The organism is Lysinibacillus telephonicus (assembly GCF_003966145.1).
In the GTDB taxonomy this organism is placed as follows: Bacteria; Bacillota; Bacilli; order Bacillales_A; family Planococcaceae; genus Ureibacillus; species Ureibacillus telephonicus.
Window position 1 is genome coordinate 1 of sequence record NZ_RXNR01000018.1, and the last position, 13,585, is coordinate 13,585.

A 13,585-nucleotide genomic window follows, 5' to 3' on the forward strand; every position below is an offset into this window, starting at 1 on the left:
ATTCATAGACGGAGTCCTCCTGTGTGATGATGGGTCAATGGCTGTTGACACTCATGCATCATACTAGAGGGCTTTTTTTATTTCAAGACCCTGAAAATCCTTCTAACAGGAATGCTCCTTTTGTATTTTTAATACAGCAACATAAACTTACCATATTATACAAATTTTGTAAATCGTGTTTTAAATATTAATAATTTATACATTCAAAAAATAAAATAAATATTATTAAACCTCAAAGATTTAATAATGCTGAGCAGCATCCTGTTACAAGAAGGTAAGTAGGGTTTTATTTTTTTGATAATCCAAAGGTATAAACCGAAGTTGTTCAAGCAGTCACAGATTTAAATCTATGATTGTTGATAGTCTAACTTATAAACTCAAATTACCGCTTCAAATTTCCCTTTTATTACACCCCTAACTTTTGGTGAAGGTGGCAACATGTTACAATTTACCGAAGATCGGAATTGAAGGAATGGTGGGAGAAAGAAGAGACTGCATATACGAAATCAATAAACACTTTTCAAATTGGAAAAAATTTAAGCATTTCAAAATAGAATCAATGTTATGGATTATATGAATTCTCCATTTAAGATGTTAGTTAGGACTTACTCAAACGGCAACGACGGTTTATGCAAGCTTTATAGGTATGAGGACGGCGGAACGGTGATTGTGGGAAACTCGTATTTGGTGATGCGTTTAACTGGACGAAAATGCTGTTTCTCGCCTTACTTTTAGTCTGTATTTTAGGCTTAAAGCTCATTACACATAAGGACTGGGAGGTAGCAGGGCTTGGGTTACATTAATTTTTGCAGGGTAATTTGAAGTGGTTGGCGTGATGGGCATAACTTTTCTTATAGAACGGATGATTAGCAAAACATTAAAGGGTATTATTTGCAGCTCAAACGTATTTTAACTATTCCACAATCGCGATTGTGGAATAAGCGTCTCTATTCTTCTTCAACTAACATTTATTTAGTTGAAGAAGAATAGTAATTTATACGAAAAACGCTCAGATTAAAACTACTGGGCGTTTTTGCTTACCATCTACATTGCTAATATAATGTTAAATTGTATGCTAATTGGTGTGTTATTTACATATTATTTAGTATTTTTTCCGCATCAACCGAACCCGTTATTTATTGGCTCTAGTTTTTTATTTTATATCAAGGTTTCTTTTCTCGGTTTTATGGCTAGAGATTCATATTCTTCTCGGTTTTTGTATAGTGTTTCGATCGAATGCCTATCCAAAAACCGAGAGCAAGAAGGCTGATATATCGTCTCTAAAGGGTTTTTAGAATTTGGAAATAGAATAAAAAATGGTATCTCGGTTCTTAGGTTACTTTTGTAAACTTACCTCGGTTACTTGGCACCAGTAATATTACCTTTGTAACATCAGTCCTGTAATTTTAGACTTGATATGTTATGTAAGTAATATTACTAGCATAATTTTATCTTTGTAAATGGAGGGGAAGAATAGGAAATGATTTATTGCAAAACTATTTTAGCTCCTAAGGAACCCAGACTCTCCCTTCTGATCCACTTGCAGTCGAAAACAGGCGGGAAATACTTATGTGAACGGCCAAGTTGTTGTGGACCTGTAAACAAGGATGGAGAATAAAAGAATCTAGTTGCGGTATTGTTTACGTATAATGACTTTAGCAGTTCAGTTCACAAGCGAATTTTGTACTCATCAAATAAAAAACACCTATGCGATAGGATGGCTGGGCTTCATACTGGCATCAAAGAATTATGAGGGAGTTAAACTTAACGACTGAAGAAACGATTGAATATGCGAAGCTGAACGCAGGGGTAGTGCAGCCGTCAAAAACATCCATTAATCCCTATTATCTAGGATTGAAAATTTTTGAAGATATCGAAAAACGCTATAATAACCCGACAGAAGAAATGAAGAGGCTTGGAATAAAACCGAATTCTGGCCGCGAAAAAATATTTGAGGTACGTGAAATAGAATCGGATATTTCCTTTATTCGAAACTATTTAACAAAGGAATTGGTGGACCAAGAAGACTTATATTTATTTGAGAAAAAAGGATCGGAATATAAAATTACTGATAAAGATTATGAACATGTTCGGGATCAGCTCGTTTCAATGAGGGTAAATGGCGGATTTCCATATATAGTGGTAGAAAATGGGGATTATTTACGAAATGGCGAGTTATTTTTGAAGCATGGATATGAGGGGATGGAGCTTGATCCTCACTATTTGGAGCATGTTTTACCATATATTTATCAGCTTTGGGGTCGCCCTGTTCATATGGAAACATATGTGGAATCAAGACCTGTACTTTATACGTATGACGGTAAACGAAATTACAAAAAGGCCTTGTAGGTAATAGTTCAGTTTGCTTTTGAAAAGCGCATATAGTGACAATTTATTTAATAATACGATATTAAAAAATGTACATTACTAAATTATGCTTTAGTAGTGTACATTTTTTATTTGCGATTGAGTTTGATCAATTATTAAGTTTTTGATTCCTCTATATAAAATTTTCTACATATTAAAACTTTACGTATCATTTTCATTCATTACTCATAGTTATTTGTATTGGGACAATTATCAAAAATTTTAGCCAATACATCTTATTTAACAATAAGGAGAGTTTAATTGAAATTTAAAAATTCATATAAAATTTACTTTTTAGATCTCCTCATGAAAATACCATGGATAATTTCCGGTGCAATAATGGCAGCTATTAGTCTTGAAGTAATATTAATCCCAAATGGTTTGATTGATGGAGGAATTACGGGAGTTTCGATGATACTATCAGAAATTCTAGGGTATTCACTAAGTGTTTTGTTATTTATTTTAAATATTCCATTTGTTTTATTAGGCTACATATTTTTAGGAAAACGCTTTGCTTTTACTACATCATTAGGAATTACTGTATTAACAATTTCTACAGGTATTTTAGAAGTATTCCCACCGTTTCTTAAAGGGAATTCAATATTATTAATTTTTATTGGTGCTTTATTGTTAGGAATGGGAATAGGAATCGTCATTCGTAATGGCGGGGCTTTGGATGGGACAGATGTATTGGCGTTACTAATCTCTGATAAAACGTCTTATACTGTTGGGGAATCAATTTTTGCCATTAATATTTTTATTTTTTTATTTGCCTTTATACTGTTTGGATGGAAAGGTGCATTAATTTCAATTATTACATATTTTATTGCGACGACTATTGTTGATATTGTACGTACTTAAAATGATGGGCTGCTTAGAAAAATCTATTTTCTGGACAGCCCAAAATCTTAATATTAAAAGTTTGGATAGTACCATTGACATCTTGGATTTGTATAGAATGGAGGCCTCGTGCTTATTTTAGGCATTCTTAAAGGTTTTCTGTTATTTGCATATTTAAGCATTACTTTTTCATTAGAGTAGGGAATTAATAGAAGATTTACCCCAGGACAAGATTGATAAACTTGAATACTGATTCCTCCTTAAATCTTTTAATCCTATCTTATTCATACTTCTTCTTTTAGGTAACTTTCTGTATATGCACCATAATAGCCTAGTATACATAAGATGTTTTAGTACTGATCTTATTAGGAGGATTTTATGGAAAGTCACTTTAAGAAAGGGATAGAGGAATCAAATAGTCAACAGTATCCTTTAAACCCTAACTATGGGAAAATTACTCAGTTTGAAGAAGTTCCAGTTACAGTACCTGAGCAAAGACAATACCGACAACCAGGTATAGAAGGACTAATGGTTCCAAGACCAATTATAGAAAATCCAAATTATAAAGGTTCCGGAAAACTGAAAGGAAAAGTTGCCTTAATTACAGGCGGGGACAGTGGAATTGGTGCCGCAGTAGCAATTGCTTTTGCTAAAGAGGGTGCGGATATTTCGATTGCTTATTTAGACGAGCATGAGGATGCCAATCGAACGAAAACAAGAGTTGAAGAACTAGGTCAGCGATGTTTATTGTTGCCAGGTGATTTAAGGAATAAAGAACAGTGCAAAAAAATTGTTGAAAATACAATTCAAACATTCGGAAAGCTAAATATACTATGTAATCATGTAGGAATTCAGTTTCAGCAATTAAGCCTACTCGATATTACAGATGAACAATTCGATGATACTTTTAAGGTCAATATATATTCGCATTTCTATACAACAAGAGCAGCGCTGCCATACTTAAACACAGGTAGTTCAATAATAAACACAGCATCAGTAGTGGCGTATTATGGAAATAAAGAATTAATTGATTATACAGCAACAAAAGCAGCGAATGTCGGCTTTACACGCGCATTAGCAAATAACCTAATAAGTAAAGGCATAAGGGTTAACGCAGTGGCCCCTGGGAGAATATGGACTCCACTAATTCCTTCTAGTTTCTCTGCTGATGCTGTAACAATTGCTGACAACCCGATGCAACGCCAAGGTCAGCCATTTGAATTAGCCCCAACTTATGTTTACCTTGCATCTGATGATTCCCGCTTTGTCACTGGGCAAACGCTTCACGTAAATGGTGGCCAAGTGACGTCATCATAATTTAAAACCTTGTGAAAGAAAAAGAGTACAATTCATAAAAATTGAATTGTACTCTTTTACAGTGTAATTTCATTTTTACAAGGTTTTACTGCTGAGTTTTTACGCAGGTTTAACTGATATTTACGCGTTTTTAATTAATAAGGATCTGCGTCATGTCCTTTGTTGACAGCATCGTCTACAGCTTGACTTGCTTCTTTTGCACCTAATGGATGCGGATTGAAATCTTGACCAAATTCTTCTTTATTGTTCATGGTCTTTGCCTTTTCAGCTAATCCTTCTCTTAGTCGGCGTCCATATTCTTCATCTGCTTCATCGGCAAGGGCCATCATCTTATCCTGAATTACTTTTGGACAGAGAGCCAAGTCGTTAACTAGGTTATTGATGAGCTCATCTTTTTCCCATTGTTCAAAGCTGCGATAAGTTTCGCCAGCTTGCTTTGTATTGTCATTACGATCAATGGATTCACGAACTAAATTACCTTCAACATGTGGTGTATATTCTTTACCAGTTTGCTCAGCTTCTGTTAACCCGCCCATGCTCGATGGTTCATAGTTAACATGTAGGTTTTGACCTGGCGCCTTATCGTTGTAATAGCGAAGTTGACCGCCTTCCTGATTTGTAGCAACTCGTTTTTTTGCAGCATTAATCGGAAGCTGTAAATAGTTCGCCCCAACTCGATATCGTTGTGTATCCGAATAGGAGAAAGTACGTCCTTGCAGCATTTTATCATCTGAAAAGTCTAAACCATCTACAAGAACGCCTGTCCCGAATGCTACTTGCTCTACTTCATTAAAGTAGTTTTCAGGGTTTTTATTTAACACCATGCGTCCAACAGGCAACCATGGGAATTTATCGTTTGGCCATAGTTTTGTGTCATCTAATGGGTCAAAATCTAGCTCTGGGTGAGGGCCATCCTCCATAATTTGCACAAATAGTTCCCATTCAGGATAATCCCCGCGTTCTATTGCCTCATATAGGTCCTGTGTTGCATGGTTAAAGTTTTTAGCTTGAATTGCTTCTGCCTCTTTAACTGTTAAGTTTTTAATTCCTTGTTTTGGCTCCCAATGATATTTTACAAGAACAGCTTTTCCTTCTTGGTTTACCCATTTATAGGTATTTACCCCTGAACCTTGCATCATGCGATAATTAGCCGGAATGCCCCATGGTGAATAAACGAGTGTCACCATATGAAATGATTCTGGTGAATTAGCACAGAAGTCAAAGAAACGTCTTGAATCTTGAATATTAGTTACTGGGTCAGGTCTGAATGCGTGAATCATATCAGGAAACTTCATTGCATCACGAATGAAAAAGATTTTCAAGTTGTTTCCAACTAAATCCCAGTTGCCATCCTCAGTATAAAACTTTACTGCAAAGCCACGTGGATCACGTACAGTTTCAGGTGAGTGCAAGCCATGAACAACAGTAGAAAATCGTACAAAGACAGGAGTTTGTTTCCCTTTTTCCTGGAACAGTTTTGCACGAGTATATTTTGAAACAGGTTCATCACCTACTGTACCATAGGCTTCAAAATACCCATGAGCACCGGCACCGCGGGCATGTACGATACGTTCTGGAACCTTTTCACGGTCGAAATGACTGATTTTCTCAATAAAATCATAATTTTCAAGTGTAGCAGGACCTCGATTTCCTACAGTACGTATGTTTTGATTGTTTGTAATCGGGTGACCTTGTCTGTTCGTTAGAGAATTATCGTTTTCAATATTTGTTTCATTTTTGCCTTGATTTGAAGGGTCTTTTTCCACTAGAAGTCATCCTTTCATTAGAGTGATAGGCACTCGTGAAATTTAAAAACATTACTATAATGCCCGTTGCTTTTTAAAAGTATTCTTATAATGGAATGATTTTTCTATTTCTCCAGCCTTAATGGGAAGTAAGACACTACCTTAAGATTTAAGAAAGAGTAATAAGTAAAGGTGGTGGATTAACTTCTCGTAAAAATCCGATTGGTGCAACTAGCAATCGATGGGGGATGCCTCCATCACCATTGATTAAATCGGAATGATGATTGGTAAAATCATTGGTTTTTTCTTCGTTTGTTCAAATACATATTGTCCAACCTCTTTTTTAATTGCCCTTTTCATACCCAAAACATTGGCATCCTTAAAGGGATCAACAGTTGCCTTAACGACTTCATTGATATTGAATAAAAGCTCTTCTGAATTTTTTGCATAAACAAATCCACGTGAAATGCTATCTGGCTCAGAAATTCTTTTGCCATCTTCTTTGTTTATCGTACAAACGATGACAAGCATCCCTTCTTCAGAAAGCTGTCTGCGGTCACGCAATACAATATCACCAATTTCGTCATCTCCAACACCATCTACATACGTATCACCAGCTTGTACTTTACGAGTTTGCCGAGCCTCACCATGCTGAACATCGACCACATCACCATTTCGAATAATGAATGTATTTTCTCTCTCCACCCCAACAGTTTCAGCAAGTATTCGATGTAAATGAAGCATTCGATATTCACCGTGAATCGGAATAAAATATTTTGGTTTCATTAATGTGAGCATCAGTTTTAAATCTTCCTGATAGCCGTGACCTGATACATGCATTCCTGTAATTTTAGATGAACCATAAATAACATTTGCGCCAAGCTGAAATAAATTATCTACAATTTTGGAGACGTCCTTTTCGTTTCCAGGAATAGGAGATGCAGCGAAAATGACTGTATCATCTTGTAAAACCTTTACATCGCGATTGTTATTCGTCGATAATCTTGAAAGCGCGGCAAGTGGTTCACCTTGGCTTCCTGTACAAAGTACGACAACACGATCTGGGGGATGCTGTTTAACATCCCGAGCATCGATCAACAGCCAATCAGGAATATCAACATAACCGCGTTGTCTTGCTACTTTTACAACATTTAACATACTCCTGCCTAATAATGCGAGTTTTCGATTTGATTTAATTGTTGCATGAACTATTTGCTGAACGCGATTTACGTTGGAAGCGAAAGTTGAAATAATAATTTTGCCAGTAGCATTTAGAAATGCCTCCTCAATATGTGACCCGACTTCCCGTTCAGATGGGGTTAAACCAGGTCGTTCAGCATTCGTACTTTCAGAAATTAAAACTAACACGCCTTCCTCACCAATGTTCGCCATTTTATGAATATCTGAATATTGATCATTTACTGGAGTTAAATCAAATTTGAAATCTCCTGTATGAACAACATTTCCTTCGGGAGTATTAAAGACGATACCTAAACAATCTGGAATACTATGACTTGTTCTAAAGAAATTAACTTTAATTTCACCAAAATCTAGTTGTGATTCAGAATGAATTTCGATTAATGTAGACTCTCTTAATAACTTATGTTCTTTTAGCTTTAATTCAATTAAACCGAGAGTAAAACGAGTAGCGTAAATAGGTACATTTAATTTTTTTAAGAAGTAAGGAATTCCTCCAATATGATCCTCATGTCCGTGGGTAACAACTAAACCACGAATTTTATGTTCATTTTGCTGTAAATAAGTAATATCAGGGATAATCAAATCGATTCCTAACAAAGCTTCATCTGCAAACTTTGCTCCACAGTCAACGATAACTAAATCGTCCCCGTATTCGATAACATACATATTCTTGCCGATTTCATTAATGCCGCCAAGTGCAAAAATGGAAAGTGTATTATTAACAGACAAATTAACCCCTCTTTTCAACGACTTTTACTAAATTTAAGTATAGCTTTAAGGTTGTAGTCCTATACAGGTTAGTAAAGTGAACAAATTTCAATTAAATCAAATTCAAAATAGGGTTAATTAATTTTTGTATTAGTTCGCCATTTATTAATGCTTTGCATAATAGTGGGAATAAAGGTGACAATAATTTAGAGTAGAAAGCTTTTAGAAGGAGTGTCATTGTGGATTTTCTTTATGGGCAAGAATCACTAAACGCAATTCAATGGATATTAAGAGCGGTAGTAGCGTTTATTTTTTTATTTTTTGCAGCAAAAATTATGGGGCAACGTTCAATTTCTCAGCTTGGATTACTTGATTTTGCTATGGCTATCACTGTTGGAAATATTATAGCCCATCCATTATCTGATGAAGGTTTAGGGATGGGTGGGTCAATGATTACAATGTCGGTCTTAATCTTATTGTATATTGCATGTATCTACTTGAGTTTAAAATGGATCTCCTTCAGACATTTTATAGAACCTACACCTATACCACTTATTAAGAATGGGAAAATTCTATCTAAAAACTTAACAAAAGCTAGAATTTCGATTGATTATTTACTTTCAGAATTAAGGAAAGAAAAAGTAGATGATATAGAAAAAGTTGCTTTTGCATTTTGGGAACCAGACGGATCTATATCAAGTTTTCTTTATCCTGAAAATCAAACGTTAACTCCAAAAGATATGAATTTGCCAAAACAACCATATTCTCTTCCTGTGGCTATTATTAAAGAGGGAAAAATCGATTATCATCAGTTAAACAAAATTTCACAAAATGAAGATTGGATTGTTAATGAACTCCAATCAACACATCAAGTTGGCATTCAGGATGTATTATTGGCTACAATTGATCAACAAGCTAACTTGCAAGTTTACTTATATAACTAACCTTATTATCACTTAGATAAAGAATCCTTCAAAGGGTTCTATTTTTTTATTTTTAAATTCTATTAAAAAGAGAATGAAAAAAGAAGTTCTTGAATAGTATTTTTAGTAACTACTAGAAAACTTCCAAAAGAATATATGAAAATGGGGTGAGAGGATTGTTGCAGTTATTTCTATTACTCTTAGAAGCTATTTATCTATATTTAGCATTCAAAACTGGCAAAACAATTTTTATTCTTGTTGCTGTTGCATTAGGTGGCTGGTGGTTATACGAGTTAAATAAGGAATCGAAAAGGCGAAATGAAGAAATTCAGCAGGACACAATCGAACAAATAGAAGAGTATCCTCATACTCGCTATATTTTATCTTCTGATTGCTTACAAGCACTTTTGATAGACGAACATTCTGATACTTTTCGAATACTCCAAAGAGAGGATACTGAGGAGGAATTTGAAGCAAGAGAGTACGCATTTCATGAGTTATATGAAGTAGCGATTGTAGAGGATGGCAATAATATAGCACTTACTTCTAAAGGTGGTGTGCACGGCTGGTCTTTAATTGATGGTGGTTCCAAAATTGATGTTCATGTGAAAGGATACGATGCGGAATCAGAAAACAAATCAGAGGAAAAATCGAATAAGGAAGTTAAAAAGCTTATGCTGCAGCTCGTTGTAGATGATTTATCGAATCCGATTATTGAATATATTTTTTTAGATAACGAACAAGCCATTCCAAAAGATTTAGATGAATATAAGGATATTTTAAAAGAATGTACTAAGTGGTACCAGAAAATAAGTGTGATTATTAAACGTAATGAAAATAAACGAAAAGAAGTTGTAGTAAATGGCTGGGTTTAACAAAAGTCCGCTATTTTGATACGCATACTAGTGTGAAGAGGAGAGGCTGTTTTAGAAAATGTTGCTTTCTAGGCAGCCACTTACTTTTCTTAAGAAAAAGTTTCCATAATATCACTTGAAAAACTAATGCCATTAGTTATAATAAAAACTAACGGTATTAGTTTTTATTATATTAAAGGGGATGGGTAGAATGAAGGTTTCAAAATATGGGGAAATGTATCAGTTAACTTTATGGCCGCTGCTTTTTCCTGTGAATTGCTATATTTTTGAGGAACAACATGAAATTACTTTAATTGATACGGGTATGCCAGCTAGTTTTAAAGGAATTGTCGATGCTATTAAAAATATAGGCAAGCCGCTAACAAATATCATTTTGACACATGCACACGGTGATCATGTTGGATCATTAGATAAGCTAAAAGAAAGCTTTCCAGAGGCCTGCTTTTCAATTTCTGTTCGTGATAGCCGCTTATTAAAAGGGGATGTTTCATTAAATGAAAGTGAACCACAAACACCGATTAAAGGTGGGATTCCAAAAGGGATAATAACAGAACCCAATCGATTATTGATGGAAGGGGATAAAATTGGTTCTCTTGAAGTAGTGGAAACACCTGGACATACACCAGGCTCAATCTCACTATATGCACAAAAAACAGGTCATATCATAGTTGGTGATGCCTTTCAAACAAGAGGGAAAATCGCAGTAAGCGGCAAGATTGTAAAGAGTTTCCCATTCCCTGCATTTGCAACATGGAATAAAGAAATAGCCATACAAAGCGCTAAAAAAATTCTGGAATTAAAGCCTTCTTTACTAGCGGCAGGACATGGCACAATAATACAAAATCCTGAAAAAAATATAGCCCGGGCAATTATTGAAGCTGAAGAGATTTTGTTGAAACGGTAGGAAAGGAAAGAGTAACATGTCACCAAGAGTTGGATTAGATGTGAAACGTATTATAGAAACTGCAGCCGAATTGGTAGATAAAGAAGGGGTTGATTCCCTAACTTTAGCCACAATTGCTAGAAAATTAAATGTTCGTCCCCCTTCTTTGTTTAACCATATTGAAGGCCTTCATAGCATCAAGCGTGAGCTGTCCTTATATGGGTTAACTTTATTTTATGAAAAGATTGAAGAAGCATCGAGAGAGAAGAACAAAAATGAAGCAATTTTTTCTTTTGCATATGCATATATTCAGTTTGCAAGGGAACATCCAGGGATATATGAACTAATCTTGCGTGCTCCTGAACCAGATGATTATGAACTGCAAGCAGCCAGCAGCCGAATAATTTCTTTATTAAGCAGCTGCTTTTCAGATTATAACTTATCAGAAGAGTATAAGATTCATGCGATAAGAGCTTTAAGAAGCATTCTTCATGGCTTTTCCACATTAGAACAAAAGGCTGCATTCGGACTCCCAGTTAGTATTGAAAAGACTTTTGAATTGATGATCCAAGGATTTATTGATTCGATAAAGTAGCCCTTATGCTATTGTTTTACTACAATGATTAAATATACTGATCTTTACATAAAAATAAATATTCAAATATATGTAAATATTATATAATTAATATTCAGATTTTAATCATTACATATATGTGGAGGCAGCAATGAAAAAGTATATTGGAGAAATCATGCTGTGTATTACAGCAATTATATGGGGAAGTGGATTTGTTGTTAGTGCAGTTTCACTAGAGTACTATACTCCCTATCAAGTATTAGCAGGACGGTTTTTAGTTGGTTTTATTATATTAAGCATTATCTTTTATAAGAAACTGAGAGGCTTAAATCGCAGTATTATTTTAAAAGGATTTGTTTTAGGGGCTTTATTATATGTAGCCTTTGCATTGCAAACGGTTGGGCTTCAATATACAACCCCATCAAAGAATGCGTTTTTAACAGCAGTCAATGTTGTGATTGTACCGTTCATTGCATTTTTAGCATACAAAAGAAAAATTGATAAGTTTGAACTAACCGGAGCAATTCTTGCTATTGTTGGGATTGGGTTTCTTTCACTTCAATTTTCAACAGATGTGAACATAGGGGACTTGCTTACTTTGGGCTGTGCCGTTGGGTTTGCTTATCAAATTTTCTATACAGCGAAGTATGTGAAAGATGAAGATCCAATTACTTTAACCATTATTCAAATGTTCTTTGCGGCAATACTAGCATGCATTGTTGTTCTATTTAAAGGAGAAGTGAATTTTTCAATGGAGTTGGAGGCAGTTTCATCTATTTTCTATTTAGGTATTTTCTCTACAACCATTGCATATCTTTTCCAAACAATTGCACAAAAGTTCACGAGTGAAACGAAAACGGCCATAATTCTTTCTACGGAATCTTTCTGGGGCATGGTTTTCTCCATTATTTTATTAGGTGAAGTATTAACGCCTAGAATGATTATCGGAGCTATTTTAATTTTGTGCGCAATTATTATTTCAGAAACGAAACTTTCTTTCATGAAAAAATCCAGACTTGAAAAGTTAATTTAAATAATTCTAGAGGCTTGTCCTATATTAATTTTCTGCTATTCACCTTTAGTGAAAAATACGATGCAGGATTTGTATCGGGCTAGCTTCTTTTATGTATAAGAATTTCTTGTTATAAAGCTAGTGGTGATGCCAACTGCGATAATGGTAACGATTGAAAGAAGTAAAGTATTGGTAGAAATAAAGGCACCTCCTAATAATACAACGATTGCATCAATAATAAAGATAACGAATCCAACATTTATAGAAGTTTTATCAGAAATAAATTGAGCCAGTAAATCCGTTCCACCCGTACTTGTTTCAAAACGAAGCATTAATCCAATCCCAAAGCCAACAAATATACCGCCAATTATTGCACTAAATATAGGCTCCATTTGAATAAGAAAACGCAGAGGTTTAAACATATCAATTACAACGGATGAAATAAGTAAGCCGTGAAGACTATTAAAAAAATAATTTTTATATTTAAACCATGCCAGTATAAAGATTGGGATGCTTAGTACAATAATCATTAAGCCAATTTTTAGTCTGAATAAATAGTGCAAAATTAGTGAAAGCCCAATGATACCACCGTCTAAAATTTCATAAGGGGTTAAAAAGAGATTTATTCCTATAGCTAAAAAAATGCTACCAACAATAATAGCGAAACCTTTCTTTAAATAATACATGCACTTCTCCTTACAATCGGACATGCACCATTTTATGATAAAAACATAGAGAAAATGTATACAGAGGAGAAAACGGGAATAAGTTAGTATCTTATACCGCTTACAATAATATCTATTTGTTCTTTTAATAATATTTCTATTAGTGTAAAACTGTGGTATGGTATTTTTAAAGATTAATTGAATATCGTTATTAAGTGCTCATAATGTTGAGGTAAAAGGGAAACTAGTGAGAATCTAGTACAGCCCCCGCTACTGTAATGGCTGATAAAATCACAGGACCACTCTTTTTGAGGAAGGTGTGAGAGTAAAGAGAAGCCTAAGTCAGGAAACCTGCTTAATAATGTAAACTAAACTTTTCGGTGGGAGAAGTATAGGTGAGTCAGTTTACAATACGTTTGTGTTTATTCACATTCTTATGTATATGTGTACACAAGCCTGTTTTCCCCATTAGAGGA

10 protein-coding genes, 1 pseudogene and 1 riboswitch are annotated in these 13,585 nt (G+C 34.6%); of the genes and pseudogenes, 8 read left to right on the forward strand and 3 right to left on the reverse strand.

Features of this window, described 5'->3' with window-relative positions; translation table 11 throughout:
- Window positions 1-1,716: 1,716 nt before the first annotated feature.
- The 3 genes and pseudogenes from EKG35_RS08085 to EKG35_RS08095 form a co-directional block, all read left to right on the forward strand.
- Window positions 1,717-2,349: pseudogene (locus tag EKG35_RS08085) on the forward strand (SpoVR family protein); the annotation flags it as partial.
- Window positions 2,350-2,628: 279 nt separating this feature from the next.
- Window positions 2,629-3,228, forward strand: coding sequence for a YitT family protein (locus EKG35_RS08090; RefSeq protein WP_126293938.1), 600 nt, complete (start codon window positions 2,629-2,631; stop codon window positions 3,226-3,228).
- A 357-nt stretch (window positions 3,229-3,585) separates the two neighbouring features.
- Window positions 3,586-4,524, forward strand: a complete 939-nt coding sequence (locus EKG35_RS08095) for an SDR family oxidoreductase (RefSeq protein ID WP_126293939.1) — start codon at window positions 3,586-3,588, stop codon at window positions 4,522-4,524.
- A gap of 134 nt (window positions 4,525-4,658) precedes the next feature.
- Here EKG35_RS08095 and EKG35_RS08100 read toward each other — a convergent pair whose 3' ends face one another.
- Both EKG35_RS08100 and EKG35_RS08105 read right to left on the reverse strand, forming a co-directional pair.
- Entirely contained in the window at window positions 4,659-6,290 is a 1,632-nt protein-coding gene (locus tag EKG35_RS08100; protein WP_126293940.1) for a catalase, read from the reverse strand.
- A 246-nt stretch (window positions 6,291-6,536) separates the two neighbouring features.
- Complete coding sequence (locus tag EKG35_RS08105; RefSeq protein WP_246020266.1) at window positions 6,537-8,135, reverse strand: ribonuclease J; 1,599 nt, start codon at window positions 8,133-8,135, stop codon at window positions 6,537-6,539.
- 281 nt (window positions 8,136-8,416) lie between these two features.
- Between EKG35_RS08105 and EKG35_RS08110 the strand changes: the two genes are divergently transcribed.
- The 5 genes from EKG35_RS08110 to EKG35_RS08130 all read left to right on the forward strand — a co-directional run bounded on the left by EKG35_RS08110 (window position 8,417) and on the right by EKG35_RS08130 (window position 12,465).
- Complete coding sequence (locus EKG35_RS08110; RefSeq protein WP_126293942.1) at window positions 8,417-9,121, forward strand: DUF421 domain-containing protein; 705 nt, start codon at window positions 8,417-8,419, stop codon at window positions 9,119-9,121.
- 155 nt (window positions 9,122-9,276) lie between these two features.
- Entirely contained in the window at window positions 9,277-9,975 is a 699-nt protein-coding gene (locus EKG35_RS08115) for a hypothetical protein (RefSeq protein WP_126293943.1), read from the forward strand.
- Window positions 9,976-10,165: 190 nt separating this feature from the next.
- Window positions 10,166-10,879, forward strand: coding sequence for an MBL fold metallo-hydrolase (locus EKG35_RS08120; protein ID WP_126293944.1), 714 nt, complete (start codon window positions 10,166-10,168; stop codon window positions 10,877-10,879).
- 16 nt (window positions 10,880-10,895) lie between these two features.
- Window positions 10,896-11,453 carry a TetR/AcrR family transcriptional regulator gene (locus EKG35_RS08125; RefSeq protein WP_126293945.1) on the forward strand — a complete coding sequence of 186 codons (558 nt, stop codon included), beginning with the start codon at window positions 10,896-10,898 and terminating at the stop codon, window positions 11,451-11,453.
- Window positions 11,454-11,583: 130 nt separating this feature from the next.
- Window positions 11,584-12,465 (forward strand): DMT family transporter, encoded by an 882-nt coding sequence (locus EKG35_RS08130; protein WP_126293946.1) that lies wholly within the window; start codon window positions 11,584-11,586, stop codon window positions 12,463-12,465.
- A gap of 89 nt (window positions 12,466-12,554) precedes the next feature.
- Here EKG35_RS08130 and EKG35_RS08135 read toward each other — a convergent pair whose 3' ends face one another.
- On the reverse strand, window positions 12,555-13,130 hold the full coding sequence (locus EKG35_RS08135) for a YitT family protein (protein WP_126293947.1): 576 nt from the start codon (window positions 13,128-13,130) through the stop codon (window positions 12,555-12,557).
- 175 nt (window positions 13,131-13,305) lie between these two features.
- Window positions 13,306-13,482, forward strand: a riboswitch (cobalamin riboswitch).
- Window positions 13,483-13,585: the final 103 nt, after the last annotated feature.

Excerpts from the sequence above, each read along its gene's own strand:
- EKG35_RS08135 (WP_126293947.1), bottom strand. The coding sequence starts at position 13,130 with ATGTATTATTTAAAGAAAGGTTTCGCTATTATTGTTGGTAGCATTTTT.
- EKG35_RS08130 (WP_126293946.1), top strand. The coding sequence starts at position 11,584 with ATGAAAAAGTATATTGGAGAAATCATGCTGTGTATTACAGCAATTATA.
- EKG35_RS08095 (WP_126293939.1), top strand. The coding sequence starts at position 3,586 with ATGGAAAGTCACTTTAAGAAAGGGATAGAGGAATCAAATAGTCAACAG.
- EKG35_RS08125 (WP_126293945.1), top strand. The coding sequence starts at position 10,896 with ATGTCACCAAGAGTTGGATTAGATGTGAAACGTATTATAGAAACTGCA.
- EKG35_RS08105 (WP_246020266.1), bottom strand. The coding sequence starts at position 8,135 with ATGTATGTTATCGAATACGGGGACGATTTAGTTATCGTTGACTGTGGA.
- EKG35_RS08120 (WP_126293944.1), top strand. The coding sequence starts at position 10,166 with ATGAAGGTTTCAAAATATGGGGAAATGTATCAGTTAACTTTATGGCCG.